Annotated in this window: 38 protein-coding genes; 26 read left to right on the top strand and 12 right to left on the bottom strand. The window is 60.6% G+C overall.

What is annotated here, in order from left to right:
- Window positions 1-4 precede the first annotated feature (4 nt).
- The 23 genes from rpsS (at window position 5) to GH983_RS07235 (ending at window position 12,780) form a co-directional block, all read left to right on the top strand.
- Window positions 5-283, top strand: coding sequence for a 30S ribosomal protein S19 (gene rpsS / locus GH983_RS07125; protein WP_006728683.1), 279 nt, complete (start codon window positions 5-7; stop codon window positions 281-283).
- A gap of 2 nt (window positions 284-285) precedes the next feature.
- The gene (gene rplV / locus GH983_RS07130; RefSeq protein WP_054150966.1) at window positions 286-675 is read left to right on the top strand and encodes a 50S ribosomal protein L22; all 390 of its coding nucleotides are present in this window, start codon (window positions 286-288) and stop codon (window positions 673-675) included.
- Complete coding sequence (rpsC, locus tag GH983_RS07135; RefSeq protein ID WP_054150967.1) at window positions 675-1,406, top strand: 30S ribosomal protein S3; 732 nt, start codon at window positions 675-677, stop codon at window positions 1,404-1,406. Before rplV ends, rpsC begins: the two co-directional genes overlap by 1 nt.
- A gap of 39 nt (window positions 1,407-1,445) precedes the next feature.
- On the top strand, window positions 1,446-1,859 hold the full coding sequence (rplP, locus tag GH983_RS07140) for a 50S ribosomal protein L16 (protein ID WP_006728680.1): 414 nt from the start codon (window positions 1,446-1,448) through the stop codon (window positions 1,857-1,859).
- A gap of 11 nt (window positions 1,860-1,870) precedes the next feature.
- On the top strand, window positions 1,871-2,071 hold the full coding sequence (rpmC, locus tag GH983_RS07145) for a 50S ribosomal protein L29 (protein WP_006728679.1): 201 nt from the start codon (window positions 1,871-1,873) through the stop codon (window positions 2,069-2,071).
- 12 nt (window positions 2,072-2,083) lie between these two features.
- A complete protein-coding gene (gene rpsQ, locus GH983_RS07150) occupies window positions 2,084-2,320 on the top strand; it encodes a 30S ribosomal protein S17 (RefSeq protein ID WP_054150968.1) in 237 nt (78 codons plus the stop codon).
- 229 nt (window positions 2,321-2,549) lie between these two features.
- Window positions 2,550-2,918: a 50S ribosomal protein L14 gene (gene rplN / locus GH983_RS07155; protein ID WP_006728677.1), complete on the top strand. Its 369-nt coding sequence runs from the start codon at window positions 2,550-2,552 to the stop codon at window positions 2,916-2,918.
- Between the two features lie 14 nt (window positions 2,919-2,932).
- A complete protein-coding gene (gene rplX, locus GH983_RS07160; protein WP_054150969.1) occupies window positions 2,933-3,241 on the top strand; it encodes a 50S ribosomal protein L24 in 309 nt (102 codons plus the stop codon).
- Complete coding sequence (gene rplE / locus GH983_RS07165; protein ID WP_054150970.1) at window positions 3,234-3,791, top strand: 50S ribosomal protein L5; 558 nt, start codon at window positions 3,234-3,236, stop codon at window positions 3,789-3,791. Before rplX ends, rplE begins: the two co-directional genes overlap by 8 nt.
- Window positions 3,792-3,824: 33 nt before the next feature.
- Window positions 3,825-4,130, top strand: coding sequence for a 30S ribosomal protein S14 (gene rpsN, locus GH983_RS07170; protein WP_054150971.1), 306 nt, complete (start codon window positions 3,825-3,827; stop codon window positions 4,128-4,130).
- A 12-nt stretch (window positions 4,131-4,142) separates the two neighbouring features.
- The gene (gene rpsH / locus GH983_RS07175; protein WP_006728673.1) at window positions 4,143-4,541 is read left to right on the top strand and encodes a 30S ribosomal protein S8; all 399 of its coding nucleotides are present in this window, start codon (window positions 4,143-4,145) and stop codon (window positions 4,539-4,541) included.
- Between the two features lie 43 nt (window positions 4,542-4,584).
- Window positions 4,585-5,118, top strand: a complete 534-nt coding sequence (gene rplF, locus GH983_RS07180; RefSeq protein WP_006728672.1) for a 50S ribosomal protein L6 — start codon at window positions 4,585-4,587, stop codon at window positions 5,116-5,118.
- A 12-nt stretch (window positions 5,119-5,130) separates the two neighbouring features.
- On the top strand, window positions 5,131-5,493 hold the full coding sequence (rplR, locus tag GH983_RS07185; protein ID WP_054150972.1) for a 50S ribosomal protein L18: 363 nt from the start codon (window positions 5,131-5,133) through the stop codon (window positions 5,491-5,493).
- Window positions 5,494-5,636: 143 nt separating this feature from the next.
- Window positions 5,637-6,206, top strand: coding sequence for a 30S ribosomal protein S5 (rpsE, locus tag GH983_RS07190; RefSeq protein WP_054150973.1), 570 nt, complete (start codon window positions 5,637-5,639; stop codon window positions 6,204-6,206).
- Window positions 6,207-6,220: 14 nt separating this feature from the next.
- The gene (rpmD, locus tag GH983_RS07195) at window positions 6,221-6,430 is read left to right on the top strand and encodes a 50S ribosomal protein L30 (protein WP_006728669.1); all 210 of its coding nucleotides are present in this window, start codon (window positions 6,221-6,223) and stop codon (window positions 6,428-6,430) included.
- 16 nt (window positions 6,431-6,446) lie between these two features.
- Window positions 6,447-6,926, top strand: a complete 480-nt coding sequence (rplO, locus tag GH983_RS07200) for a 50S ribosomal protein L15 (RefSeq protein ID WP_069041579.1) — start codon at window positions 6,447-6,449, stop codon at window positions 6,924-6,926.
- A 238-nt stretch (window positions 6,927-7,164) separates the two neighbouring features.
- A complete protein-coding gene (secY, locus tag GH983_RS07205; protein WP_054150975.1) occupies window positions 7,165-8,505 on the top strand; it encodes a preprotein translocase subunit SecY in 1,341 nt (446 codons plus the stop codon).
- Entirely contained in the window at window positions 8,502-9,152 is a 651-nt protein-coding gene (locus GH983_RS07210; protein WP_054150976.1) for an adenylate kinase, read from the top strand. Before secY ends, GH983_RS07210 begins: the two co-directional genes overlap by 4 nt.
- A gap of 230 nt (window positions 9,153-9,382) precedes the next feature.
- A complete protein-coding gene (gene rpsM, locus GH983_RS07215; RefSeq protein WP_054150977.1) occupies window positions 9,383-9,751 on the top strand; it encodes a 30S ribosomal protein S13 in 369 nt (122 codons plus the stop codon).
- 129 nt (window positions 9,752-9,880) lie between these two features.
- Window positions 9,881-10,270: a 30S ribosomal protein S11 gene (gene rpsK / locus GH983_RS07220; RefSeq protein WP_006728663.1), complete on the top strand. Its 390-nt coding sequence runs from the start codon at window positions 9,881-9,883 to the stop codon at window positions 10,268-10,270.
- Window positions 10,271-10,368: 98 nt separating this feature from the next.
- Window positions 10,369-11,379 carry a DNA-directed RNA polymerase subunit alpha gene (locus tag GH983_RS07225; RefSeq protein ID WP_006728661.1) on the top strand — a complete coding sequence of 337 codons (1,011 nt, stop codon included), beginning with the start codon at window positions 10,369-10,371 and terminating at the stop codon, window positions 11,377-11,379.
- 116 nt (window positions 11,380-11,495) lie between these two features.
- On the top strand, window positions 11,496-11,918 hold the full coding sequence (gene rplQ, locus GH983_RS07230) for a 50S ribosomal protein L17 (RefSeq protein ID WP_054150978.1): 423 nt from the start codon (window positions 11,496-11,498) through the stop codon (window positions 11,916-11,918).
- 283 nt (window positions 11,919-12,201) lie between these two features.
- Complete coding sequence (locus tag GH983_RS07235; RefSeq protein ID WP_069041577.1) at window positions 12,202-12,780, top strand: DoxX family protein; 579 nt, start codon at window positions 12,202-12,204, stop codon at window positions 12,778-12,780.
- Between the two features lie 49 nt (window positions 12,781-12,829).
- Here the strand turns inward: GH983_RS07235 and GH983_RS07240 are convergent, their stop codons facing one another.
- From GH983_RS07240 to GH983_RS07255, 4 genes are all read right to left on the bottom strand, one after another.
- Window positions 12,830-14,155, bottom strand: a complete 1,326-nt coding sequence (locus tag GH983_RS07240) for an RNA polymerase sigma factor (RefSeq protein WP_246727519.1) — start codon at window positions 14,153-14,155, stop codon at window positions 12,830-12,832.
- A gap of 31 nt (window positions 14,156-14,186) precedes the next feature.
- Window positions 14,187-14,615, bottom strand: a complete 429-nt coding sequence (locus GH983_RS07245; RefSeq protein WP_153762025.1) for a VOC family protein — start codon at window positions 14,613-14,615, stop codon at window positions 14,187-14,189.
- A 6-nt stretch (window positions 14,616-14,621) separates the two neighbouring features.
- On the bottom strand, window positions 14,622-15,059 hold the full coding sequence (locus GH983_RS07250; protein ID WP_153762026.1) for a YciI family protein: 438 nt from the start codon (window positions 15,057-15,059) through the stop codon (window positions 14,622-14,624).
- A 112-nt stretch (window positions 15,060-15,171) separates the two neighbouring features.
- Window positions 15,172-16,044: a DUF817 domain-containing protein gene (locus GH983_RS07255; protein ID WP_069041573.1), complete on the bottom strand. Its 873-nt coding sequence runs from the start codon at window positions 16,042-16,044 to the stop codon at window positions 15,172-15,174.
- 49 nt (window positions 16,045-16,093) lie between these two features.
- On the opposite strand from GH983_RS07255, the gene GH983_RS07260 reads away from it, so the two are divergent.
- Window positions 16,094-16,516: a DUF2809 domain-containing protein gene (locus GH983_RS07260; RefSeq protein WP_153762027.1), complete on the top strand. Its 423-nt coding sequence runs from the start codon at window positions 16,094-16,096 to the stop codon at window positions 16,514-16,516.
- A gap of 9 nt (window positions 16,517-16,525) precedes the next feature.
- Here GH983_RS07260 and GH983_RS07265 read toward each other — a convergent pair whose 3' ends face one another.
- From GH983_RS07265 to GH983_RS07285, 5 genes are all read right to left on the bottom strand, one after another.
- Window positions 16,526-17,245 carry a cytochrome c biogenesis CcdA family protein gene (locus tag GH983_RS07265; RefSeq protein ID WP_153762028.1) on the bottom strand — a complete coding sequence of 240 codons (720 nt, stop codon included), beginning with the start codon at window positions 17,243-17,245 and terminating at the stop codon, window positions 16,526-16,528.
- Window positions 17,246-17,249: 4 nt separating this feature from the next.
- Window positions 17,250-17,654, bottom strand: coding sequence for a thioredoxin family protein (locus tag GH983_RS07270; RefSeq protein ID WP_054150986.1), 405 nt, complete (start codon window positions 17,652-17,654; stop codon window positions 17,250-17,252).
- A gap of 38 nt (window positions 17,655-17,692) precedes the next feature.
- Window positions 17,693-18,340: a protein-methionine-sulfoxide reductase heme-binding subunit MsrQ gene (gene msrQ / locus GH983_RS07275; RefSeq protein ID WP_194842831.1), complete on the bottom strand. Its 648-nt coding sequence runs from the start codon at window positions 18,338-18,340 to the stop codon at window positions 17,693-17,695.
- A complete protein-coding gene (msrP, locus tag GH983_RS07280; RefSeq protein WP_153762030.1) occupies window positions 18,337-19,287 on the bottom strand; it encodes a protein-methionine-sulfoxide reductase catalytic subunit MsrP in 951 nt (316 codons plus the stop codon). Before msrP ends, msrQ begins: the two co-directional genes overlap by 4 nt.
- Window positions 19,288-19,445: 158 nt before the next feature.
- Complete coding sequence (locus GH983_RS07285) at window positions 19,446-20,051, bottom strand: thermonuclease family protein (protein ID WP_210251771.1); 606 nt, start codon at window positions 20,049-20,051, stop codon at window positions 19,446-19,448.
- Window positions 20,052-20,280: 229 nt separating this feature from the next.
- Between GH983_RS07285 and ilvD the strand changes: the two genes are divergently transcribed.
- Complete coding sequence (ilvD, locus tag GH983_RS07290; RefSeq protein WP_153762032.1) at window positions 20,281-22,116, top strand: dihydroxy-acid dehydratase; 1,836 nt, start codon at window positions 20,281-20,283, stop codon at window positions 22,114-22,116.
- An 85-nt stretch (window positions 22,117-22,201) separates the two neighbouring features.
- Here the strand turns inward: ilvD and GH983_RS07295 are convergent, their stop codons facing one another.
- Together GH983_RS07295 and GH983_RS07300 are read right to left on the bottom strand one after the other, a co-directional pair.
- Window positions 22,202-22,966 carry a class II aldolase/adducin family protein gene (locus GH983_RS07295; protein WP_153762033.1) on the bottom strand — a complete coding sequence of 255 codons (765 nt, stop codon included), beginning with the start codon at window positions 22,964-22,966 and terminating at the stop codon, window positions 22,202-22,204.
- Window positions 22,963-24,099, bottom strand: a complete 1,137-nt coding sequence (locus GH983_RS07300; protein ID WP_153762034.1) for a TauD/TfdA family dioxygenase — start codon at window positions 24,097-24,099, stop codon at window positions 22,963-22,965. The genes GH983_RS07295 and GH983_RS07300 overlap by 4 nt, the downstream gene beginning before the upstream one ends.
- A gap of 117 nt (window positions 24,100-24,216) precedes the next feature.
- Between GH983_RS07300 and GH983_RS07305 the strand changes: the two genes are divergently transcribed.
- The gene (locus GH983_RS07305; RefSeq protein ID WP_153762035.1) at window positions 24,217-25,119 is read left to right on the top strand and encodes a LysR substrate-binding domain-containing protein; all 903 of its coding nucleotides are present in this window, start codon (window positions 24,217-24,219) and stop codon (window positions 25,117-25,119) included.
- Between the two features lie 7 nt (window positions 25,120-25,126).
- On the opposite strand, the gene GH983_RS07310 is transcribed toward GH983_RS07305, so the two are convergent.
- Window positions 25,127-26,233, bottom strand: coding sequence for a polyheme membrane-associated cytochrome C (locus tag GH983_RS07310; protein ID WP_236759312.1), 1,107 nt, complete (start codon window positions 26,231-26,233; stop codon window positions 25,127-25,129).
- Between the last annotated feature and the right edge of the window lie 125 nt (window positions 26,234-26,358).

Consider the following 26,358-nt stretch of genomic DNA (forward strand, 5'->3'; position numbering starts at 1 on the left):
AGAAATGGCTCGTTCAGTATGGAAAGGCCCGTTCGTCGACGGCTATCTTCTCAAGAAGGCTGAGAAGGTTCGCGAGACCGGCCGCAGTGAAGTGATCAAGATGTGGAGCCGTCGCTCTACCATCCTGCCGCAGTTCGTAGGTCTCACCTTCGGCGTTTACAACGGCTCGAAGCATGTGCCCGTCTCGGTCAACGAAGACATGGTCGGACACAAGTTTGGTGAATTCGCTCCCACCCGGACCTATTACGGTCACGGTGCGGACAAGAAGGCGAAGAGGAAGTAACGATGGGCAAGGCTAAAACCGAACGCCGGCTCAAGGACAACGAAGCGCAGGCAGTCGCCCGCACGATCCGCGTCAGCCCCCAGAAGCTCAACCTGGTTGCCGCACTCATCCGCGGCAAGAAGGTCGAGCGCGCTCTCGCTGAGCTGGAATTCTCCCGCAAGCGTATCGCCGCAACCGTTCGCAAGACTCTCGAGTCTGCGATCGCCAACGCCGAGAACAACCATGACCTCGACGTCGACCAGCTGGTCGTCGCCGAAGCCTATGTTGGCAAGTCGATCACCATGAAGCGTTTCCACGCTCGTGGCCGCGGCCGCGCATCGCGCATCGAAAAGCCGTTCTCGCACCTCACCATCGTGGTGCGTGAAGTCGAAGCCAAAGGGGAGGCCGCATAATGGGTCAGAAAATCAATCCGATTGGCTTCCGCCTCGGGATCAATCGCACCTGGGATAGCCGTTGGTTCGCCGACAACGCCGAATACGGCAAGCTGCTGCACGAAGACCTGAAGATCCGCAAGTATCTGATGGACGAGCTGAAGCAGGCCGGCATCGCCAAGGTTGTCATCGAGCGTCCGCACAAGAAGTGCCGCGTCACGATCCACTCGGCTCGCCCGGGTCTGATCATCGGCAAGAAGGGTGCAGACATCGAGAAGCTTCGCAAGAAGATCTCCTCGATGACCAACTCGGAAACCCACCTCAACATCGTTGAAGTGCGCAAGCCGGAAGTCGACGCAACGCTCGTTGCTCAGTCGATCACCCAGCAGCTCGAGCGTCGTATTGCATTCCGTCGCGCCATGAAGCGCGCCGTTCAGTCGGCCATGCGTCTCGGTGCCGAAGGCATCAAGATCACCTGCGCCGGCCGTCTCGGTGGTGCCGAAATCGCTCGTACCGAATGGTACCGCGAAGGTCGCGTTCCGCTCCACACCCTGCGTGCAGACATCGATTACGGTACGGCTGAAGCCGAAACCGCATACGGCATCTGCGGCGTGAAGGTCTGGATCTTCAAGGGCGAAATCCTCGAGCACGATCCGATGGCATCGGAACGCCGTGCGATGGAGGGCGATGCCCAGGGTCCCGCAAGCCGCGAGCGCGGTGATCGTGGCGACCGTCGCCGCGAGAACGCTTGATTGAACGCTGGCGAAAGATAAGCTCGGAGAAGTAAGAAAATGTTGCAGCCAAAGCGTACAAAGTACCGCAAGCAGTTCAAGGGCCGCATCAAGGGCGTCGCCAAGGGCGGTTTTGATCTGGCATTCGGTGAATTCGGCCTGAAGGCTCTGGAACCGAACCGCGTGAACGCTCGCGAAATTGAAGCAGCCCGTCGTGCGATCACCCGCTATATGAAGCGTGCTGGTCGCGTGTGGATCCGCGTATTCCCTGACGTTCCGGTCACGGCCAAGCCGACCGAAGTTCGTATGGGTAAGGGTAAGGGTTCGGTCGAATACTGGGCATGCAAGGTCAAGCCCGGCCGTATCATGTTCGAGATCGACGGCGTATCGGAAGAGATCGCGCGCGAGGCTCTCCGCCTCGGTTCCGCCAAGCTCTCTGTCACGACGCGCTTCGTACAGCGCATTGCAGAGTGAGGATCAAGTCGATGAAAGCCGTAGACGTACGCGCCATGAGCGCTGACCAGCTGAACGACGAGCTTGCAAAGCTGAAGAAGGAGCAGTTCAACCTGCGCTTCCAGAAGGCCACTGGCCAGCTCGAGAAGTCTTCCCGTATTCAGGAAGTCCGTCGTGACATCGCACGCGTGAAAACCATTGCCCGCCAGAAGGCGGCAGAAGCCAAGGCCTAAGGACCGAGAAATATGCCGAAACGCATTCTGCAGGGCGTAGTTGTCAGCGATAAGAACGACAAGACCATCGTTGTTCGCGTTGAGCGTCGATTCGCCCATCCTCTGCTTCAGAAGACCGTTCGCCGGTCCAAGAAGTACAAGGCACATGACGAAAACAATCAGTTCAAGACCGGTGACGTCGTTTCCATCCAGGAATGCGCTCCGATCTCCAAGGACAAGTGCTGGACGGTTATCACCGCCCAGGCTTAATTTACGGACTTCCTGCGCAAGGGCTTGCACCTTGCGCAGAAATCTGTATGAAGCAGGCCACTGGCTGAGAACGCTCGGAATCGGGCGTTCTTTTGCTTTGAGCGCACGGAAGGTCCCATATGGGAAACCACCCTGTATTTGTCTTCCCGCGCACACCAGAAATTTATCATAAGCCGGAATAGGGGGCCTCGGCCCAACCGTTCGGGTTACAACAAGAAGGCGACCTGACATGATTCAGATGCAGACTAACCTCGACGTGGCGGATAATTCCGGCGCACGTCGTGTCATGTGCATCAAGGTGCTGGGCGGCTCCAAGCGCAAGTACGCTTCCATCGGCGACATCATTGTCGTTTCGATCAAGGAAGCCATTCCGCGCGGCCGCGTGAAGAAGGGTGACGTGATGAAGGCGGTTGTCGTGCGCACCGCCAAGGACATCCGTCGCGCCGACGGCAGCGTCATCAGATTCGATAACAACGCAGCTGTTCTTATCGACAACAAGAAAGAGCCCATCGGCACCCGTATCTTCGGACCGGTTCCGCGCGAACTTCGCGCCAAGAACCACATGAAGATCATCTCGCTGGCTCCGGAAGTACTGTAAGGGAGCGACGAGCGATGAACAAGATTCGTAAGGGCGACAAGGTCGTCGTACTCGCTGGCAAGGACAAGGGCCGTTCGGGCGAAGTCCTCCAGGTCATGCCGAAGGAAGACCGTGCGGTCGTCCGTGGCATCAATGTTGTCAAGCGCCACCAGCGCCAGACGCAGACCGCGGAAGCCGGCATCATCAGCAAGGAAGCTTCGATCCATCTGTCGAACATCGCGATCGTCGACAAGGACGGCAAGCCGACCCGCGTCGGTTTCCAGGTCGTCGACGGCAAGAAGGTTCGTGTGGCCAAGCGTTCGGGAGAAGTGATCGATGGCTGAGTCCAAGTACGAGCCGCGGCTCAAGGTTGAATACGTAAACCGCATCCGCAAGGCGATGCAGGAGCAGTTCTCCTTCGCCAACGAGATGCAGATCCCGAAGCTGGACAAGATCGTCATCAACATGGGCGTGGGTGAGGCAACTGCCGACTCCAAGAAGCCCACCGTTGCTGCTGCTGACCTTGCTGCGATCGCCGGCCAGAAGCCGGTCATCACCAAGGCCCGCAACTCGATCGCTGGCTTCAAGGTTCGCGAGCACATGCCGATCGGCGCAAAGGTTACCCTGCGCGGCGCCCGCATGTATGAGTTCCTGGACCGCCTGGTCAACATCGCGCTTCCGCGCGTTCGCGACTTCCGCGGCCTGAACCCGAAGTCCTTTGACGGCCGTGGCAACTTCGCCATGGGCATCAAGGAGCACATTGTGTTCCCGGAGATCAACTACGATAAGGTTGATCAGATGTGGGGCATGGACATCATCGTTTGCACGACGGCGACCAACGACGACGAAGCTCGGGCTCTTCTGAAAGAGTTCAACTTCCCGTTCCGTCAGTAACCGTAACGACGAGCGTAGAAGAGGAACTTCAATATGGCGAAGACAAGCGCAGTTGAAAAGAACAAGCGCCGCCGCAAGATCGTCGCAAACCAGGCCGCAAAGCGCGCCGGGCTCAAGGCGATCATCATGAACCAGTCTCTTTCGATTGAAGAGCGGTTCAAGGCCACCCTGAAGCTGGCAGAACTGCCGCGCGATGGCTCCAAGACCCGTATTCGCAACCGTTGCGAAGTCACTGGTCGTCCGCGTGCATTCTACCGCAAGCTTGGAATGTCGCGTATCGCGCTTCGTGAGCTTGGCAACACCGGCAAGGTGCCGGGCGTTGTAAAGTCGAGCTGGTAAGGAGACGCCAATATGACGATGACTGATCCGTTGGGCGATATGCTCACCCGTATCCGGAATGGTGCAGCTCGCCGCAAGAGCTCTGTCACCACCCCGGCCTCCAAGCTCCGTGCCCGCGTTCTCGATGTTCTGCAGGCCGAAGGCTACATCCGTGGCTACAGCCAGGTCGATTACGACAATGGCAAGTCCGAGATCACGATCGAACTGAAGTACTACGAAGGTTCTTCGGTCATTCGCGAAATCGGCCGCGTATCCAAGCCGGGCCGCCGAGTTTATGTCTCGGTTAAGTCCATCCCGCAGGTCGCGAACGGCCTCGGCATCACCATCCTTTCGACTCCGAAGGGTGTGATGGCCGATCACCAGGCTCGCGAACAGAACGTTGGTGGTGAGGTACTCTGCTCCGTCTTCTAAGACGGGCAGGGGATCTCCATAGCGAACAGACAGGATAAAAACTATGTCTCGTATCGGTAAGAAGCCCGTTCCGGTTCCGGCTGGTGTGACCGCCTCTGTCGAAGGCCAGAAGGTCTCCGTCAAGGGCCCGAAGGGTGAACTTTTCTTCGTCGCAAACGACGAAATCTCCGTGAAGCTTGAAGACAACGCTGTTGTCGTTCAGCCGAACAACGACTCCAAGGATGCTCGTTCGAAGTGGGGCATGTCCCGCACGATGATCGAAAACATCCTGAAGGGTGTTAAGGACGGTTACGAGCGCAAGCTCGAAATCAACGGCGTTGGTTACCGTGCGTCGCTTCAGGGCAAGAACCTGCAGCTGGCACTCGGCTTCAGCCATGATGTCGTCTATGAGCCGCCGGTTGGCATCTCGATTGCTGTTCCGAAGCCGACCGAAATCATCGTGTCCGGCATCAACAAGCAGCAGGTCGGCCAGGTTGCCGCCGAGATCCGCGAATATCGCGGTCCGGAGCCCTACAAGGGCAAGGGCGTCAAGTATGCCGAAGAGCGGATCGTCCGCAAAGAAGGCAAGAAGAAGTAAGGATCGCGCGAAATGGCAAGCAGAAAAGAAGCACTTGTTCGCCGTGCGAACCGCGTACGGCGTCAGATCAAGGCGGTGGCAAATGGCCGTCCGCGTCTGTCGGTACATCGCTCTTCGAAGAACATCTACGCTCAGATCATCGACGACGTCGCTGGCAAGACCCTTGCGGCTGCCTCGACCCTCGATGGTGGCCTGAAGGCCGAGCTCAAGACCGGAGCCGACATCGCAGCAGCTGCTGCCGTTGGCAAGCTGGTTGCCGAGCGCGCCGTCAAGGCTGGCGTGAACGAAGTTGTCTTCGACCGTGGCGCCTTCATCTATCACGGCCGCATCAAGGCTCTCGCCGAAGCGGCTCGTGAAGGTGGTCTGACCTTCTAAGACTGAATTTCCACCCGGGCTTGCGTCCGGGTGGATTTCCGGCTTTATGCCGGTCACACCGGATTCCACCTTGATCCGACAGGGCAGGGTGGAACTTTGCGTAATCTGCCGATTGCACCCGGAAAAGAAAAAGGAAAAGGACAATGGCACAAGAAAAGCGTGGTTCGCGGGATGACCGTCAGAACCGTGAAGAGCGCGATAGCGAGTTTGTCGACAAGCTGGTCGCCATCAACCGCGTCGCCAAGGTCGTCAAGGGCGGCCGTCGTTTCGGCTTCGCAGCCCTCGTCGTCGTCGGCGACCAGAAGGGCCGTGTAGGCTTCGGTCATGGCAAGGCACGTGAAGTGCCGGAAGCCATCCGCAAGGCGACCGAAGCTGCAAAGCGCGACTTGATCTTCGTTCCCCTGCGTGACGGCCGTACGCTGCATCACGACGTCAATGGCCGCCACGGCGCCGGCAAGGTTCTGCTGCGCTCCGCCAAGGCCGGTACCGGTATCATCGCCGGTGGTCCGATGCGCGCCGTCTTCGAAACGCTCGGCATGTCCGACGTTGTCGCCAAGTCGACCGGTTCGTCGAACCCGTACAACATGGTTCGCGCTACCTTCGACGCCCTGAAGCACCAGGTGCATCCGAAGGACGTCGCTGCTCAGCGTGGTCTGAAGTATGCTACCCTCCAGGCTCGCCGCGCTGCTTCTGGCAACGCAGCTGAAGAATAAGAGGAGTCTGATCCATGGCCAAGGCTACGAAGAAGACTGAAGCAAAGACGATCACGGTCGAGCAGATCGGTTCGCCTATTCGCCGTCCGGCTGTCCAGCGCGCAACGCTGGTTGGTCTGGGCCTCAACAAGATGCACCGGGTCCGCACCCTGGAAGATACACCTTCCGTTCGTGGCATGATCCGTGCTGTCCAGCATCTCGTTCGCGTCGTCGACGAGAAGTGAGACGGGGGAAGTCATCATGAAACTGAATGAAATCAAAGACAACGAAGGCGCTTCCAAGGAACGTATCCGCGTAGGTCGCGGTATCGGTTCTGGCAAGGGCAAGACCGGTGGTCGCGGCGTCAAGGGTCAGAAGGCTCGTTCTGGCGTTGCCATCAACGGCTTCGAAGGCGGTCAGATGCCTATCTACCGTCGTCTGCCGAAGCGCGGCTTCAACAACATCTTCGCATCGGAATACGTCACCGTTTCGCTCGGCCGTATTCAGACCGCGATCGATGCTGGCAAGCTCGACGCCAAGGCAACGGTTGATGCCGCTTCGCTCAAGGCAGCCGGCGTGATCCGTCGCACCAAGGACGGCGTGCGCGTGCTCTCCGATGGCGAACTGAAGGCCAAGGTCACGATCGAAGTCGCCGGCGCCTCCAAGGCAGCCGTCGAGAAGATCGAAAAGGCCGGCGGTTCCATCAAGCTGCTCGAAGCAGCCAAGGAAGCCGCTGAATAAGTGAAAGACAATCGCCCGGGGTGCTTCACACCGGGCGATTTTGCTCCCATATGTGAGCCTCACGATCCCAGGACGGAATGGACGTCGTTTCGTCTTCCGGGTCATCTGGAAAACACGAGTGTGAGGCATGCGGTTGTTCGCAACTTCTCCCGCGCCCTGTTTTCTTAAAAACAGTTTGAACGAATAGCCTCCGGTTTCGACGGATTACCGTCGCCGGTTTAGGTTTGCGGAGAATTCTATGGCTTCTGCAGCGGAACAACTGGCCTCGAACCTCAACTTCTCGACTTTCGCCAAGGCGGAAGATCTGAAGAAGCGTCTGTGGTTCACTCTGGCCGCATTGCTGGTTTATCGCCTCGGCACGCATATTCCGCTGCCCGGCCTCAACCCGGAGGCTTATGCCGCGGCCTTCCAGGGCCAGTCCGGTGGTATCCTCGGTCTTTTCAACATGTTTGCCGGTGGCGCCGTCGAGCGCATGGCGATCTTCGCGCTGGGCATCATGCCCTACATCTCCGCGTCGATCATCGTGCAGCTGATGACGTCGGTCGTGCCGTCCCTCGAGCAGCTCAAGAAAGAGGGCGAGCAGGGCCGCAAGATCATCAACCAGTATACCCGCTACGGCACCGTGCTTCTCGGCACGCTGCAGGCCTACGGTATCGCCGTCGGTCTCGAATCGGGGCAGGGAATCGTTGCCGATCCAGGCTGGTTCTTCCGCATTTCGACCGTTCTGACGCTGCTTGGCGGCACCATGTTCCTGATGTGGCTCGGTGAGCAGATCACCTCGCGCGGCATCGGCAATGGTATTTCGCTGATCATCTTCGCCGGCATCGCTGCCGGTTTGCCGGCCGCTGTCGCCCAGACGCTTGAACTCGGCCGCACCGGCGCGCTGTCCACCCTGATGATTCTCACCGTCATCTTCGTGGCCATCGCCGTCATCGCGCTGATCGTCTTCGTCGAGCGTGCTCAGCGCCGTCTTCTGATCCAGTATCCGAAGCGCCAGGTCGGCAACCGCATGTTCCAGGGCGACACCTCGCACCTGCCGCTGAAGCTGAACACTGCAGGCGTCATTCCGGCGATCTTTGCGTCGTCGCTTCTGCTCCTGCCGGCCACCGCCGCTGGCTTCTCCGGCAACAGCCAGCTTCCGGGCTGGGCGACCACTGTGATCGCCGCTCTGCAGCACGGTCATCCGGTCTATATGATGCTCTACGGCGCGTTGATCGCCTTCTTCGCCTTCTTCTACACGGCTATCGTCTTCAACCCGAAGGATACGGCTGACAACCTGAAGAAGCATGGCGGCTTCATCCCCGGCATCCGCCCGGGTGAGCGCACTGCCGAGTACATCGACTACGTGCTGACCCGTATTACGGTCGTTGGCGCCGCCTACCTCGTTTTCGTCTGCGTCCTGCCTGAAATCCTCATCGCACGCACCGGGATCCCATTAGCCCTTGGTGGTACTTCGCTTTTGATTGTTGTCAGCGTGACCCTTGATACTGTAGCACAGGTTCAGGGACATCTGATCGCCCAGCAATATGAAGGCCTGATCAAGAAGTCGAAGTTGCGTGGAGGAAAGAGGGGACGATGAGACTGATTCTGTTAGGACCGCCGGGCGCGGGGAAGGGAACCCAGGCCCAGCGGATCGTGGAGAAGCACGGCATTCCGCAGCTCTCCACCGGTGACATGCTCCGTGCCGCGGTATCCGCGGGCACGGAGGTCGGCAAGCGCGCCAAGGCCGTCATGGATGCTGGCAAGTTGGTTTCCGACGATATCGTCATCGCCATCGTCTCCGAGCGCATCGATGCGCCCGACTGTGCCAATGGCTTCATCCTCGATGGCTTTCCCCGGACGCTCGTCCAGGCGGATGCCACCGAGGCGATGCTCAAGGGCAAGGACCTCGATCTGTCGGCAGTCGTCGAGATCCGCGTCGACGACGAGATCCTCGCGGATCGAATCGCCGGCCGCTACACCTGCGCAAACTGTGGCGCCGGTTATCACGACGAGAACCTGAAGCCGAAGGTGGATGGCGTCTGCGACAAGTGTGGTTCGACCCATTTCAAGCGTCGTCCCGACGATAACCGTGATACGGTCCGCACCCGCTTGCAGGCCTATTACAAGGAAACCTCGCCGCTGATCGGCTATTACCACGCCAAGGGTAAGCTGCATTCGGTCGACGGCATGGGTGAGATCGATGCCGTCACCGGCGAGATCGAGGCCATTCTCGCCAAGCTCTAAAGGCTGGCAGTCCAAGAATCTTCGCGGGGCCGGTTGCTTTTGGCAACCGATTCCGCTAAAGACCGCGCCAACTCGCGACATGACTGCGATCGGCGCGTTCTTCCAAAACGCTGGGAGACCGGGTTCGATCGTTTTGGTTTGTCGAGAACCCGAATTGTAATTGCGGTCCCTTTGGGCCGTGTAACGAGACACCACTTGCCGGATGGCAACTGGAAGCAAGGAGAATAGGCGTGGCACGTATCGCTGGCGTCAACATCCCGACTGCGAAGCGCGTTGTTATCGCGCTGACCTACATTCACGGGATTGGACCGAAGTTCGCATCTGAAATCATGGAGAAGGTCGGTCTTCCGGCTGACAAGCGCGTTCACCAGCTGACCGACGCTGAAGTTCTTCAGATCCGCGAAACCATCGACCGCGACTACCAGGTCGAAGGTGACCTGCGTCGCGATACCGCGATGAACATCAAGCGTTTGATGGACCTCGGCTGCTACCGTGGCCTGCGCCACCGTCGTGGTCTGCCGGTTCGCGGTCAGCGCACGCACACCAACGCCCGCACCCGCAAGGGTCCGGCGAAGGCGATCGCTGGTAAGAAGAAGTAATTTTTCGCGGCATTCGGAAAAGGGCGGTGGGCGTCAGGGTGACCTGATGCCCACCGCCTTCATCCTGTTGCCGCGATTGGTGTAGCCGCTGGCATTACGGCGGTGCTTAGATCAACTGAAAGGAAGACCATGGCCAAGGAAGCCACACGCGTTCGCCGTCGCGAACGTAAAAATATCTCGTCGGGCGTTGCTCACGTCAACTCGACCTTCAACAACACGATGATCACCATCACCGACGCACAGGGCAACGCAATTGCCTGGTCGTCTGCTGGTGCCAAGGGCTTCAAGGGTTCGCGTAAGTCGACCCCGTTCGCTGCCCAGATCGCTGCTGAAGACTGCGCCAAGAAGGCTCAGGAACACGGCATGAAGACGCTGGAAGTTGAAGTTTGCGGTCCGGGCTCCGGTCGTGAATCCGCTCTGCGCGCCCTCCAGGCTGCCGGCTTCATGATCACGTCCATCCGCGACGTGACCCCGATCCCGCACAATGGCTGCCGTCCGCGCAAGAAGCGTCGCGTCTAATCATTCTTCGTTTTGCCGGGCAGGCTTATTCGCCTTCCCGGTGCTTCTCATATTCGGCCGTCACGATTGAATGGTGATGGCGAACGGAAGGTAAAATCATGATTCAGAAGAATTGGCAGGAACTGATCAAGCCGAACAAGGTGGAATTCTCCTCCTCCGGCCGCACCAAGGCGACGCTCGTCGCCGAGCCGCTTGAGCGTGGCTTCGGCCTGACGCTCGGCAACGCTCTGCGTCGCGTTCTCCTGTCGTCGCTTCGTGGTGCAGCCGTCACGGCTGTCCAGATCGACGGCGTTCTGCACGAGTTCTCGTCTATCCCGGGCGTTCGCGAAGATGTCACCGACATCGTCCTGAACATCAAGGAAATCGCCATCAAGATGGACGGCGACGATGCCAAGCGCATGGTTGTCCGCAAGCAGGGTCCGGGCGTTGTAACCGCCGGTGACATCCAGACGGTCGGCGACATTGAGATCCTGAACCCCAACCACGTGATCTGCACCCTCGACGAGGGAGCCGAAATCCGTATGGAGTTCACGGTCAACAACGGCAAGGGTTACGTGCCGGCCGAGCGCAACCGCGCGGAAGATGCACCGATCGGTCTCATCCCGGTCGATAGCCTCTATTCGCCGGTCAAGAAGGTGTCCTACAAGGTCGAAAACACCCGTGAGGGCCAGGTTCTCGACTATGACAAGCTGCTGATGACCATCGAAACCGATGGTTCCGTCACCGGTGAGGACGCTGTCGCTTTCGCTGCCCGCATCCTTCAGGACCAGCTCGGCGTTTTCGTCAACTTCGACGAACCGCAGAAGGAAGCCGAAGAGGAAGCCGTCACCGAGCTCGCCTTCAACCCGGCGCTGCTCAAGAAGGTCGACGAGCTGGAGCTTTCGGTCCGCTCGGCAAACTGCCTGAAGAACGACAACATCGTTTACATCGGCGATCTGATCCAGAAGACCGAGGCAGAGATGCTGCGCACGCCGAACTTCGGCCGCAAGTCGCTGAACGAAATCAAGGAAGTTCTCGCTTCCATGGGCCTGCACCTCGGTATGGAAGTACCGGCATGGCCGCCCGAGAACATCGAAGATCTCGCGAAGCGTTACGAAGACCAGTATTAATAACAGTGAAGGCAGCCTCTAAATCTGCCTTTCCCCGTCAAACTGCGGGTGAATGCCCGTATGTGTCAGGAAACGGCAGCCTCTGAGACAGAGCCTGCACTTAAAGGAGAATAGCAATGCGCCACCAGAAAGCCGGCCGCAAGCTGAACCGTACCGCCAGCCACCGTAAGGCGATGTTCGCCAACATGGCGGCTTCGCTCATCCTGCATGAGCAGATCGTCACCACCCTGCCGAAGGCGAAGGAAATTCGCCCGATCGTCGAAAAGCTCGTAACGCTCGGCAAGCGCGGCGACCTGCATGCTCGCCGCCAGGCGATCTCGCAGATCCGCGACGTTACCGTCGTTGCCAAGCTGTTCGACGCCATCGCGACGCGCTACGCCACCCGCAACGGCGGCTACCTGCGTATCATGAAGGCCGGTTTCCGTCAGGGCGACAATGCCGCTATGGCTGTCATCGAGTTCGTCGAGCGCGACGTTGATGCCAAGGGCGCAGCCGACAAGGCTCGCGTCGCCGCTGAAGCAGAAGCTGAAGCTGCGTAAGTTACTTCCCCTAAGGGAAGGATGTGCAAAAGGCCGGGTGAGCGATCACCCGGCCTTTTGACGTTGGGGTATCTCTGGCATGGGCGCTTCTTTCCTCAGTGTTGAGTGGCGTGAGGCGTCTGCAAGGCCAGCCGCAGGGAGCCCGCCGATGGGGTAGGGGTATCTATATTAGAAATTGAATGCTAATAGATGTGCAATATAACTAATTGATCTGCGTCAAGGTCAAGCTGACGAACAGCGCTAATCTCCCTGCATCGAATTATCGATGTAAGCGAGGTTCCCAATGATTACTGCATCCATTTTCAGCAATGACAAAGACAAGCTCATCATCCCGCCGCTCTCGACCTTTTATGATAAGGTTGCCCAGCCCATGGCCTGGACGATCTTCCGCCTTGCGGTCGGCGGCATGCTGGTTATCGAAGGCTTGCCGAAAATCATGGCGCCTTTCGCCCAGGTTGGTTTCGTCGAGAAGCTCGGTTTCTATCCGGGCTGGCTCTGGTCCCCGACATTGGCCGTCATGCAGGTCTTGGGCGGCCTCCTGATCGCGCTCGGCCTCTTCACGAGGCCCGCAGCGCTGGCCAATGGCGTGATGCTGGCAATCACCCTCTATTTCCACATGGCAAACCCGTATGGCGACGCCTTCCTCACCCAGGCCGGCATCGATGCGCTGAAGGCTGGCAGCGATTTCTTCACGCCGCAGGCCATGGCACGGCTTGCTGATGGCGGCCATGTCTTCCTGCATCAGGTGCAGAGCAAGGCAGAACTCGCTTCGCTCTTCTGGACGGGTGGCGCCTTCCTTTTCGCCGCCTTTGGTGGCGGTTACCTCTCGCTCGACCGGCTGCTGTTCAAGAAGCAGTTCTGATACTTGCGAAGCACAACGACACCCGGTCGAATGGCCGGGTGTCGTTTATTCAGTCTGGTGCGTCGGTGCAGCTACGCACCCGCCCCATCAGAAACGACCGCTCGGTCTCGTTCCCGCTCAATTCAGCCGCTCGCTGGAACTCCACGTGCGCCTCCGACATCCGTCCCAGCCGCATCAGAAAATCCCCCTTCGCGGCAAAGAGCGCCGCGTAACCCGCCAGCTGCGGCTCTGCCTCGATCTCCGCCAGCAGCGCCAGACCCGTCTCGGGTCCAAACGCCATCGCATGCGCCACCGCCCGGTTCAGCGCCACCACGGGCGAGGGGGAGCGTGCCAACAGCTTGTCATAAAGCGCAGCACTCAGCGCCCAGTCCGTATCCTCAAACCTTGCCGTCCGAGCATGCACGGCTGCAAGCGACGCCTGCAGCGCATAGATCCCGTCTTCGCCGCCAAGCCGCTTCACCGCTAACAAGCCTTCCAGACCGCGCTGGATCAGCAACCTGTCCCAAAGCCGCCGGTTCTGCGTCTCGAGCGTCTGAGCGCTGCCATCCGGTCCGATCCGCGCCTTGAAGCGCGAGGTCTGCAACTCCATCAGTGCCAGCAGGCCATGTGCCTCCGGTTCCTCCGGTGCCAGCCCCACCAGGATGCGTCCGAGCCGCATCGCCTCTTCGCAAAGCTGCGGTCGGATCAAGTCTTCGCCGGAGCTCGCCGCATAACCCTCGTTGAAGATCAGGTAGATGACTTCCAGCACCGATGCGAGGCGGTCACCGCGGGCCTCACCCACAGGCACGTCATAGGCCACATGGGCGTCGCGCAGGATCTTCTTCGCTCGCACGATCCGCTGCGCCACTGTCGTTTCCTGCGTGAGAAAGGCCCGGGCGATCTCCTCCGTCGCCAGTCCGCCGATGACCTTCAGCGTCAGCGCCGTGCGCTGGTCGCGGGATAGGAGCGGATGGCAGGCAGTAAAGATCAGCGACAGCCGCTCGTCGCCGATCTCGTTGTCGAGCGCGGCCTCGATGGCAGCCTGTTCGTCCGCCCTGCCGGTCTCGATGTCATGCGCCAATGCGGCCTCGTGCCGGGCCATCATCCGCCGTCGGCGCCAGAGATCGACGGCCCGGCGCTTCGCCGTCGTCATCAGCCAGCCGCCGGGATTGGGCGGTATGCCGGAAGCCGGCCATGCCGCGAGTGCCGCCACAAGCGCTTCCTGCGCCAGGTCCTCGGCGAGGCTCAGATCGCGGACATGTCTTGCGAGCCCGGCGACCAGCCGGACCCGCTCCATACGATAGATCCTCTCGATGTCCGGGGGCGCCAGCGCCTGGCTGTCTGCAACGTTCGGCCCCGCCTGTCCGTTTCGTGTCATGGTCCGGAGTATGGACACGGCTTGAGCCCGGTCAACCGCGGTCATCGTGTCAGGCGTCAACACCAGTCGTGTCGCCACCGGCAGCCGCCGGGTCCATCCAGAAGATCTCCCAGACATGTCCATCCGGGTCCTCCACCGAACGGCTCCACATGAAGCCGTGATCCTGCGGCGGGTTGGGGTCGGCCCGCCCGCCGGCAGCGCTCGCTGCCCCCACAAGCCGGTCGACATCCGCATGCGCTTCGACAGTCAGCGCCAGAAGCGTCTGGCTGGTCGTCTTGGCGTCTGCAATCGGACGGCTGGTGAAGGTCCGATAGAAGGCATGCGTCAGGATCATCACGCCGATCGTATCGGTCAGCATCATGCAGGTGGCATTGTCGTTCGAGAATTGCGGGTTCTTCGTCGCCCCCAGCGCCTCGTAGAAGCGGGTCGAGGCACCAAGATCCGTCACCGGCAGGTTGATGAAGATCATCTTGCTCATGACGGTTCAGCCCTTCGACTTCTGCTGAGCTGCAAGCCCTTCCGCCGCGCGGTCATGGCTCGCCTGTCCCTCAGGGGAGGCGACATCGGCGAAATCCTCCATCTCGTAGAACGGCCGGATCTCGATCTCGCTCGGTGTCATCATCGGATTCGGGCAGCGTTTGACCCAGGCAACGGCCTCGTCCATGTCCTTGACCTCCCAGATCCAGTAGCCGGCAACCAGCTCCCGGGTCTCGGCAAAGGGCCCGTCGATCACCCGGCGGTCCGGACCGTCGAAGGCGATCCGCTTGCCCATCTTCGAGGGTTTCAAGCCGTCGCCCGAGAGCATGATCCCGGCCTGCACCAGTTCCTCGTTGAACTTGCCCATGGCCTCGAACAATTCGGGCGGCGGCATGATCCCTTCTTCACTATCTTCGGTCGCCTTCACCATCACCATGACACGCATGTCTTCACTCCTCTCGTTGTCAGGACCGCCCTTGCGATCCTGCTCCCCCAACGAATGAGCTAAACCCATTTCGACACGACATGCGAAAAAAATCTATCGCGGTCTATGTCTGTCACTTCGGAATGTGGATCGTCGCGCGGATATGCTTGAGCGAGGCGACGATCGTGAACGTCATCATCACCAGCAGCGTCCAGGAACTCCATTTGCCCAGATGCACGGTCGACCAGGCGCCCAGCTGGTTCGGATAGTGCCAGATTGCAAAGAAGGTCGAGATGTTCTCCGCCACCCAGATGAAGAAGCCGATCAGGATGAAGGCAAGCAGCATCGGCATCTGCCGGTCGCGGTCGAAGGGTCGGTAGATGACGGTGGTGCGCGCATAGAGCCCGATGGCAAGCGCTGCCAGATACCAGCGATAATCGCCGATATAATGGTGGGTGAAGAAGTTCAGATAGATCGCGACAGCCACGCCAATCGCCATCCAGTAGGGCGGATGATGGCGGATCCTGACATCGAGCAATCGCCAGGCCTGGATGATGTAGCTGCCGACCGCAGCATACATGAAACCGGAGAACAGGGGCACGCCGAGCAGCTTCGTATAGGCGAAGTCCTGATAGGTCCAGGACGGATTGGCGCCAGCGGTCTTGAAGGCTTCAAGCGCGAAACCGACCACGTGGAAGAGGCAGATCGCCTTCAATTCGTCCATCGTCTCGAGCTTGGTCCAGACCATCCAGATCTGTATGGCAAGCGCGATGATCAGCAGCACGTCGTAGCGCGGAATACCGAAGAGGCCGGCGCGTGGCACCGCAAATATTGAGATGAAGAACAGGCCGGCAAACAGGCAGGCGCGCGCCTCCTTGATGCCGAACATGACGAACTCGACGACGAATCGCCTGATGCCGGTGAGATGAGGGTGCGGGGCATTGTCGATCAGTCGCCGATCCAGCGCACTCAGCAGATCCCTGCGCCCCTCTGCCACCAATGTCATTTGCCAGCCCCGCTGTTGCATTCCATTGCAACCTCAGTACTAAGCGCTGATGGACGAAATCAAGGCAACGATGTCACAACGCATGCGCCGGCTGGGGATAGCGCTTGCGATCATCGCGTGTGGCGTGGCTTTGAGGCTCGGCGGTTATGAGATCGGACTGCCGTATTTTCTGGTGAAATACGGTGGTTCGACGCTCTGGGGCGGCATGGTCTTTTTCCTCCTCGCCTCGCTTTTGCCCCGCCAGCCCCTCGGTCGCCTTGCGCTCTTGTCCATCATCGCGGCGGCCCTCATCGAGTTCAGCCGGCTCTATCACACACCCTGGCTCGATGAATTCCGTCTGACATTGGCGGGCGCTCTCCTGCTCGGGCGCATCTTCTCCTGGTGGAACATTGTCGCCTATGCCCTCGGCATTGTGATCGCTGCCGTGCTCGAGAACCGCCACTTGGCCCACGCCAGCAGGCAGCCTGGTTGACGCGTGGCTCTAGATGCGTGTGGTCAGGTCGATCAGCCACTCCGGCGAATTTTCCAGCATCCAGATCTCGATGGTCTTGTCGAAGCCCGAAACCACGAGTGCGCCTGTGATGATCAGCAGCCCGCCCATCAGGCTCTTTCCCGCCTGACCCAGCGTCAACAGACGATGACGCGACCGTGCAAGTGCCTCGCGTGACAGCATTCCGATCAGGAGCAGCGGCAGCGCCGCACCGAAACCGAAGGCGACCATGGTCGTGATCACCTGCAGCAGGTTTTCGCCACGGGACGCCATCAGCGAGGCAGCGCCGAGGGTAGGGCCAACACAGGGGCTCCAGACGGCGCCAAGAAGCAGACCGACGAGAAACTGCCCCTTGAGACCCTTGTCGTCGACCTGACCGAAGCGTGACTGCGACCAGGCCGCGACCGGTCCGGCGGCCGCAGCGACCCTGTGCTGGGCCATCGGCACGATGAGAACCGCCCCGAACACGATCATGATGATCCCGGCCACCATCCGGAAGACGGTGAAGTCGAGGCCGACTGAGAAGCCGACCAGCGCGACGAAGAGACCGATCGTCACGAAGGAAAGCGTCAGCCCCGCCGCAAGCGCGACGGGTCCGTAGCGATGACGGTTGATCGCTGTTCCCAGAACAATCGGGATCAGCGGCAGTGTGCAGGGATTGAGCAGGGACAGCACGCCCGCGAGAAAGGCAAGGAGAGCGCTGCCCAGCATGGCATCATTGTCCCAGGGTCGAGGCGAAGAGCTGTTCGACCGAGGCTGGGTTCGTGTCGGCGACACTGCGGCCCGTCTCGTCTGCACCCTTGAACGCGATCAGCGTCGAGCGGTTCTGTGCCCCAAGACTGCGCATCTCGTCCTTTTGCTTGTCGTAGTCGAGCTTCAGGACGAGGACGTCCTTGAATTCCGGCTTGGCCGCCAGCGTGTCGATGATCTTGGTCTGGGCCCTGCAGGTGCTGCACCAACTGGCTGTGACGTCGACGACCACCGATTTACCTTCCGCTTTCGCAGCTTCGAAAGCCGAAGCCTGGAAGGGCGCAATCTCGATGGCATTGGCAACACCGGCCGTGGCGAGCATCACGGCACCGGCAAGCGCCGCACTCCATGTCTTTCGAAGGCTTCTCATCGGTTACACCCCTTGTTTGTCGATTGTCGAATAAGCTGTCAGGCCCGCGTCGCCGCCATGCGCTTGGCCCGCCGCCGCTCCATGATCTTCGGCCGTAGCAGCCGGTAACCGAGCAACAGGATCGTGACTGTGATATAGAAGGCCGCCTCCGGATCGATCACCTTCAGCGACAGCGCGTAGTGCAGGATTGCCACGAGCAGGATCGGATAGGTCAGCTTGTGCAGCTTGTTCCAGCGTTGACCGAGCCTCCGGATCGACCACTGGTTGGAGGTCAGCGCCAGCGGAATCAGCATCAAAAGCCCCGCCATGCCGAGCATGATGTAGGGACGCTTCAGGATGTCGCCGACGATCGAGGACAGGATCAGACCCCGGTCCAACGTCAGATATACGGCAAAATGCGCCAGCACGTAGTAGAATGCCAACAGACCGAGCGCGCGCCGATAGGCGATGAGATTGATGCCGAGCAGATCCCGCAATGGGGTGACAGCCAGGCCGAGGCAGAGGAAACGGAAGGCCCAGAGCCCCAGCAGATGCTCGAAGGCACGCACGGGATCAGCGCCCAGTCCGCCAAAGATCCCGAGATAGAAGGCATATAGCCCCGGCATCAGCCCGATGGCATAAAGCGCCCAGATCGACGCCGGCTTGTAGCGGGCGGGGAGGGCCGGGAGTGCAAGCGCAGCCATCAGTAGAACTTCGTCAGGTCCATGCCGTCATAGAGACTTGCGACCTCGTCGGCATAACCGTTGAACGGCAGCGTATCGATCCGCGCCCCACCGAAGAGCCCGTCCGCTTCGCCGATCCGCCGCTCGGTCGCCTGGCTCCAGCGGGGGTGATCGACAGCAGGATTGACGTTGGCGTAGAAGCCATACTCGGACGGCTGAAGCTTATTCCAGGTCGACACCGGCTCCTCTTCCGTCAGCGTGATCTTGACGATCGACTTGATGCCCTTGAAGCCGTATTTCCACGGCACGACGAGGCGGATCGGGGCTCCGTTCTGGTTGGGCAGCGTCTCGCCGTAAAGGCCGGTCGCAAGGATCGCCAGCGGATGGCGTGCCTCATCGAGGCGCAGGCCCTCGCGATAGGGCCATTCCAGCGCCTGGAAGATGCCGGCCTGTCCCTGCATCTCCTCGGGTCTTACAAGCGTTTCGAACGCCACATATTTCGCCGAACCCAGAGGCTCGACCCGGTCGAGCAGAGCCGAGATCGGGAAGCCGATCCACGGGATTACCATCGACCAGGCTTCCACGCAGCGCATCCGGTAGACGCGCTCTTCCATCTCAATCTCGCTCATGATCGTTTCGATGTCGATCACCTGCGGCTTGGCCACCAGTCCGCCCACTTCGATCGTCCAGGGCCGTGTGGTCAGAGACCCTGCATTGCGGGACGGATCTTCCTTGCCCGTGCCGAACTCATAGAAGTTGTTGTAGGTCGTCACGTCCTCTTTCGAGGTCAGCTTCTCATCGAGCTTGTAGATGCTGGGTTTTGCAGCCAGTGGCGCCGCCAAAGCCGGAGCGCCGAGCCCGGCCGCGGCGATGCCGCCGGCCGCTACACCCATGAAATGACGTCGCTTGAGATAGAGCGACTTTGGCGTGATCTCGGAACTTGCAATCTTCGGCGGATAGTAGACCGGCATGGCAGACCTCTTGAGGCTTTCTCTGTCACTCTAAAATAGAAGACGGGAGCATAGAGACCAGAGTTTCATCGTCTGGAAAAGAAGTCCGACAGGAACAATTTCGTGTAGGTCCGCGCCGGCCGGCGCGTGTAAGGATCGGCGTTGTTCGCCGACACGCCTCAGCTGCACCAGTTCTGCTTGTGCCCTTCCCACCGATGAGCGATGCCGCGTGCGATCATATCATCGCCGACAGAGCGTCCGTCGTGAAGGACCACCCGAAGCTTGCGGCCATACCGATCGGTGTCGCGACGCTCCCGGCGCTCCATCACGAGATCGCCGCCATTCAGGGCATCAAGCAGCGCAACCTGCGCCTCGAGCCCGAGCGCGCGTTCCCGCTCGCAGGCAGGGCGCCCGATCTCCGGCGTATTGATATCAGAGATCCGGTATTTCACCGCCCGATACCAGAAGGTATCGCCGTCGACGACGCAGTTGATCCGCTGCGCCCCGACACAGGTAACGAAGCGGCCTTCGATTGGCTCGGTACGGGGCGCGACCGCGCCGGTGATGGCGTAGTCGATCAGCTTGTTCGATGCCGGGACAACCAGATAGGAATAGGGAAGCTTTTCGAAATGAATGACGGCCAGCACCGCAAGGCAGGCCATCGTCAGGATGCGGCGCATCCGGTAGAGTGCCTTGAACGGGTTCCAGCGCGGCGCAGGCTCGGGATTGAGCTTCTGGCGGGCATCTTTCAGCAGAATCACGCGGGCAGGTTTCCGGGTCATCATGACTCCCCTTTCCGCGGTAAACTCTAGTAAACACATCTTGCCGCAGGCTTAAGCCGATCACTAAAATGCGAACAAAGACGCACCCTCCGTGAGGTCAAGGCGTACCGATTTGCCCTTGGATGCTAGTGACAGGGCAGGGGACATGGCTTAGACCAGTTCCAAAATGGCCGCCTTGCCTTGGCGCCGAGGGTGCAGGCATGGCGGCGAACAAGCCATCGAGGTGACACCCATGCCCGTCTATCGTTCGAGAACCACCACCCACGGCCGCAACATGGCCGGTGCCCGCGGCCTCTGGCGCGCGACCGGCATGAAGGACGGCGATTTCGGTAAGCCGATCATCGCGGTCGTCAACTCCTTTACCCAGTTCGTGCCAGGCCACGTCCACCTGAAGGACCTCGGCCAGCTCGTTGCCCGTGAAATCGAAGCCGCCGGCGGCGTTGCCAAGGAATTCAACACGATCGCCGTCGATGACGGCATCGCCATGGGCCATGACGGCATGCTCTATTCGCTGCCGTCGCGCGAAATCATCTCCGACTCGGTCGAATACATGGTCAACGCCCACTGCGCCGACGCCATGGTCTGCATCTCCAACTGCGACAAGATCACGCCCGGCATGCTGTCGGCCGCCATGCGCCTCAACATCCCCGCCGTCTTCGTGTCCGGCGGTCCGATGGAGGCCGGCAAGGCGATCCTGCAGGGCCGCAAGGTGGCACTCGATCTTGTCGATGCCATGGTTGCCGCTGCCGACGACAGCATCTCCGATGCTGAAGTAGATGAGATCGAAAAAGCCGCCTGTCCGACCTGCGGCTCTTGCTCCGGCATGTTCACCGCCAATTCGATGAACTGCCTCACCGAAGCGCTTGGCCTCTCGCTGCCCGGCAACGGCTCAACGCTCGCAACGCATGCCGACCGCAAGCGCCTCTTCATCGAGGCCGGCCACCTGATCGTCGACATCACCCGCCGCTACTACGAGCAGGACGACGAAAGCGTTCTGCCGCGCAACGTCGCCTCCAAGGCCGCCTTCGAAAACGCCATGGCTCTCGACATCGCCATGGGCGGCTCGACCAACACGGTTCTGCACATCCTGGCCGCTGCCCATGAAGGCGGTATCGACTTCACCATGGACGATATCGACCGCCTATCGCGCAAGGTGCCCTGCCTGTCCAAGGTGGCGCCTGCCAAGCAGGACGTGCACATGGAAGATGTCCACCGTGCTGGCGGCATCATGCGCATCCTCGGCGAACTCGATCGCGGCGGCCTGATCAACCGCGATTGCCCGACCGTGCATGCCGAAACCCTCGGCCATGCCATCGACCGCTGGGACATCACCCGCACCAATTCGGAAACGGTTCGCGAATTCTTCAAGGCCGCCCCCGGTGGCGTTCGCACCACCCAGGCCTTCTCGCAGGCCTCGCGCTGGGACGATCTCGACACCGACGGCGAAAAGGGGGTCATCCGCTCGGTCGATCACCCGTTCTCCAAGGACGGCGGTCTCGCCGTTCTGAAGGGCAACATCGCGATCGACGGCTGCATCGTGAAGACGGCCGGCGTCGATGAATCGATCCTGAAGTTCAAGGGCCCGGCCCGCGTCTTCGAAAGCCAGGATGACGCCGTCAAGGCCATCCTGTCGAACAAGGTCGTCGCCGGCGACGTCGTCGTCATCCGCTACGAAGGCCCGAAGGGCGGCCCCGGCATGCAGGAAATGCTCTATCCGACGAGCTATCTGAAGTCGAAAGGCCTCGGCAAGGCCTGCGCGCTGGTCACCGACGGTCGCTTCTCCGGCGGCACCTCCGGTCTTTCGATCGGTCATGCCTCGCCGGAAGCTGCCCAGGGCGGCGCGATCGGCCTGGTGCGCGAAGGCGACCTGATCGACATCGACATCCCGAACCGCACGATCAACCTCGTCGTCGACCCCGCCGAGCTGGACCGCCGCCGCGCCGAACAGGATGCCAAGGGCTGGTTCCCCGAAGAAAAGCGCAAGCGCAACGTCACGACAGCACTCAAGGCCTACGCCGCCTTCGCCTCGTCAGCCGACAAGGGCGCGGTGCGCCAGCTGCCGGAATAAAGGTCAACGGTCCCGCCACCTGCAAAATCAAAGACCCGCCGGAGCGATCCGGCGGGTCTTTGTCATTCCCGTTTATCTGTGAAGTCTAATCCCGCCAGGACGAATCTTCCTTATCCAGGCAGGATTTAAGATAGGCGAAGTGCTTCTCCGCCATGCCGCGATAGGGAATCCAGCCATCTGACGTGCCCTGCGCGATCTCATCCGACAGCACCGCCAGCGGCTTGCCGGTCGAAAGCGCCAGCACCATCGTCTGGGCCGCCTTCTCGAAGAAATAGAGGTCCTCGAAAGCATCCGCCACCGTCTCGCCGGCAACCGACACGCCGTGATTGCCCATGACCAGCACCGCCTTGCCGCGTATCATCTCGACAAGCCGCTCGCCTTCTTCCGCCGCATCGGCGATCCCGCCGAAGTCGAGGTCGTAGCCGATCCGACCGAAAAAACGTGCCGTGTTGTTGTCGAGCGGCAGAAGCGTCGGGTCCTTGAGGCAGGAAAGCGCCACCGCATAGGGCGAATGGCAATGGAGGATCACGCGTGCCTCCGGCAGCATCCGGTGCAGCGTGCCATGTACGGTCCAGGCTGAAGGGTCGGGGGCATTCGGTCGGTTCATCACATCGGGATCGTCGGCATCGAGCAGCAGCAGATCGCTCGCCTTGATCGTCGCAAAATGCTGCCAGCGCGCATTGAGAAGGAACTTGCGCCCATTCGCCGAGACCGCCGCGCTGAAATGATTGCCGACCGACTCGCTCCAGCCAAAGCGATGGCAGAGCCGGAAGGCAGCGGCGAGATCCTGACGCAGCGTGGTCAGCGCCGCATCGTCGAGCATATCGTTTCCGGAAGCTGCGATATTCATGTTTTGAACCGTCCTTCCGTCGTCAGCGCGCGGTAGGTCGAACGCATCTCCTCGCGGTCGGCATAACAGCCGCGCAGATAGCGATCGCCGCTGGTCGCCGAATAGGCCATCCGTCCATGGACGATGCGGTGGTTGTCGAACACCATGCAGTCACCCGCCTTCATCAGGAAGCGCATCATGAACTTGTCGTCCTGCAGCATTTTGCCGAAGCGGCAGAAGGCTGGGTAATAGTCGTCGAGCACGGTCTGCGGCAGGTCGAACAGATCAGCCATATGCTGGCTGATCGTCAGGCCAGAGACCTCGCCATGTTTGTCGAGCTCGATCACCCGCTGCCGCGAGCGCATGTCATAAGTGTCATGCTCGCAGAAAAACGGAATGTCGATTTCCGACAGCAGCTTGAAGCCATCAGGATCGATCTCGCGGAAAGCATTGGCGACTGCGACGCCGTCGGAATAGATGCTCATGCCGCCCTCGACGGTATTGGCCCGGCAATGCAGGAACTGGATGCCCGGCGCATGTTCCTCTGCCGGGGTGTCGGTATGAAGCTCCAAGGCCTTCGCCGTGTAGGCGGTGTTGGTCGGGTTGATATGCGTCTTGACGTCGAAATATTCGCCGAAGAAGGTCGGCCGTACATGGCCCATCAGCTTGACGGTTTCCGTCAACCCCTCATGGCTGTCCGGCATGTCGGTCACGATCGTCAGGCCCTCGACGATCATCGCCTCGATCCACTCCGCAACCTTGGCCGGATCGCGCATCAGCTCCGGTTGCGAGAAACGCGGAATGTCAGGATAGTGGTCGCTGAACCACGCCTTGCGCGGCAGGTCGGCCGGATCCGGCCGTTGTTTGCCTTCGCTGTAGAGCTCAAGCAGCGCGAGCTGAAAACGTGACACGTGGTTCTCGCCCGCCCAGCGGATGACGAGTGTATCGCCCTCCAACTCGGCGCTCTCCGCGCGCGGGGCAGCTGAGAGATGAAAAATGTCGAAGCTCCTCTCGCGAGTCTTGCTGTCGAACGAAGTGGGGCAATTGTCGCGCAGCCAGTAATAATTGAAGTAAGCCTGTTTGCCGTCAGCGAGCGGCAGGTGCAGGCCTTTTTCGGCGAGTGTGACGGCCCCGGTCGCAACATGCATGTTCATCGCGGTTTTCCTTAAGTCTGGCTGGCGAGAGAGCGGATCCTATTTGAAGATCATCATCCGACTTCCCAGGGGAAAACAGAGCGATTATGCTTATGCTGAGTTAAGCTGGAGGTTAAGTTGAGCCGTCTGCCGCCCCTGCGTCTGCTGACCACATTCGAAGCCGTCGCGCGGCTCGGCTCGATGCGCGAGGCAGCCGCCGCCTTGAATGTCACCCAGCCCGCCGTCACCCAGGCGCTGAAGGCGCTGGAAGACCATGTCGGCGCCGTCCTGATCGACCGCTCGACCCGGCCGGCCAGGCTCACCGAACCCGGTCAGCAACTCGCCCGCGCCACCCGCGATGGCCTCGACCTGATCGCCGAGACGATCGAGGAGATCCGCACCAGCAGCGGCCTCGAAGACCAGCGCTTGACCGTTGCCTGCACCATGGGTTTCGCCACCCATTGGTTGATGCCGCGCCTCAGCGATTTCTACGCCCGCCATCCCGGTCTCTTCGTCAATGTGCAGGTGCCGCCCACCGACCTGCCGCAGATCTGGCCGGGCACCGATCTCGTCCTGCGCTACGGCCGTGGCACCTGGACAGATGGCACGACCCAGCGCCTTTTTTCCGAAACCGTTTGCCCTGTCGGCCATCCGGCTCTGGTCGACGACCTCTTGGCCAGGGGCGCCGGGCTGGACGCCGCGCCGCTCATTCATGTGCGTACAGTGGAGGCGCGACACTGGGAAGGTTGGAGCGATTATCTCGCAAGACGCGGCCTGCCTAAGCCGCGCGGCCAGTCCCATGTCTTCGACAACTACGTGCAGGCGGTTCAGGCTGCACTCGACAGCCGTGGCTTGATGCTCGGCTGGCGCTCGATCACCGAAAAGCTCGTTGCCGATGGCAGCCTCAAGTCCTGGCCCGATGGCGCCCTCGATCTCGGCACCGCCTATTTCGCAACGGTCGCGCCGGCAGCGGCAAAGCGGCCTCCCGTGAACGCTTTCGTGGCATGGCTTGGGGCGGAGGCGGAGAGTTCAACCCGCTGACGCTACCTCAAGGCCGGGAGATTTGGGGCATGTCGATCTCCACCGCCGATGACAGGCTTTCGAGGCTGTCATACAGCAATTGCAGGAGATAGGCCGGGTTGTGGACATAGCCCGCCGGGTCCTTCATCGCGACCTGGTAGTTGTAGGCGGCCTTGAGCAGGCGAGGGGTCCAGGCCTTGTAGGCATTGTCGCGCACTGCCTCGTCGTCGCCGATGATCCCGTCTCCGTTCGTATCCCCGAAGAAATAGGGATGACGTCCCTTGTGATAGCCAATCGGCGTGTCGAGCACGGCGTCGCCATAGGCCCGGATCGCGGCGTAGAGCCGTTCATGCAGCGTGCCGATCTCGCCATGCACGCCTTCCTTGGTATTGCCGTCACCATCGTAATCGGCATGCCGCATGCGAATGTCGCGAATGGTCTCGACGCCCCTGTGACAGGTCATGCAGCTGTCTTCAGCCACGTTGGTGGTGTGCGGATCATGACAGGCGACACAGCTGTTGGCGCTTGGCACATGTTGGAAGCGCCCTGCATAGGTCTTGCCGGGATAGTGATAGCCGCTTGCCGTATCCGCTCCATGCAGGGTCGCGGCGGCCACGGCATAATGGATGTTGATGAAGGAGAGATCGGCCGAAACCTCGTCCTCCCCGAGCGTGCCGACCGCCTTGGTGACCGAAGCGCCCGACTGCCGACCCTGATGGCAGACGGTGCAGGTCGCGGAACTACCCAGTCCGCTCACCTGCGTGCCGGATGGGAAGCGCACCGCATCCAGCGCATGCGCCGCCTCGGCATGACAGGAGGCACAGCCGATCGGCGAATTGATCACACCCGGCTGCTCGATGCTGCCTGCAGCGCTGCCGTCTGCGCCGAGAAAATCGAGGAAGCCCGTCTCGGAGTGGCAGGTGGCACAGTTCTTCGGAACTTCCCCTTCCTTGTTCCAGTAAGTGAAGGACGGGGAATGGTAGTTGCCATGTGGCGAAGAGAGCCAGGCTTCGACCAGTTTGCTGATCGGACTGTCGTCGCTCGCCTGCACGGACGGTGCGGCGATCAGTACGGCGGTCCATGCCGCCAGGCTGGCGAAAAGGGTGAAAATGCGGGTTGGTCGTCGCGGCGTCATGGGATCCTCCTCGGTCGTATGCGTCGTGGCGATGGGAGCATGATGCGCTGCAAAGCGACGTCGCGACATGACCGAGATCAAATCCGGACCGCGTTCTTCTGCTAGAAAGGCATTCAGGAGGACCT

Source organism: Agrobacterium sp. MA01 (assembly GCF_009650195.1).
Lineage (GTDB): Bacteria > Pseudomonadota > Alphaproteobacteria > Rhizobiales > Rhizobiaceae > Allorhizobium.